General features: G+C 37.1%; 1 protein-coding gene. It reads right to left on the bottom strand.

The window, feature by feature from the left end:
* Positions 1-201: 201 nt before the first annotated feature.
* A partial coding sequence (locus D7X96_RS39340; protein WP_147468537.1) for an hAT transposon family protein occupies positions 202-412 on the bottom strand: 211 nt, incomplete at its 5' end.

The raw sequence follows: 412 nt of genomic DNA, 5'->3' as shown, positions 1-412 counted from the left end.
CATTTCATGAAACCATCTCCACAATTCAAGAAGAGCAAACCACTTAAAAATTATCTTCAAACAAGAGGGAGGCTGACGAAGTAAGCAGCCGAGTTTTGCTACAATTGCCTTCGATTCAACATAGCTTCAATTCAAACCTCATCAAAATCAAATTCTGACAAAAAAAGAAAATCATTATTAATCATTTGATCTAATTTAGATTCACCACAAATTTGAAATAACATGAAATCTCAAGAGAATAAGGCATGTTTTACCTAACTCCTTGAAGGCTTGAAATTCCTCCGCGACATCTTCCAAATCAGCTGCTACATTTGAACCTCGAAACCAATCTTGTGCACAAATCAGGCCTTCTACTGTTTTGGGAGATAGAGAGCTACGAAATGGATCCAACACTCGTCCTCCCGTACTAAAT

This window comes from Corallococcus interemptor, from assembly GCF_003668875.1.
GTDB lineage: Bacteria > Myxococcota > Myxococcia > Myxococcales > Myxococcaceae > Corallococcus > Corallococcus interemptor.
The sequence above is the reverse complement of the archived record's forward strand: the minus strand, read 5'-3'. Positions and strand labels throughout refer to the sequence as shown.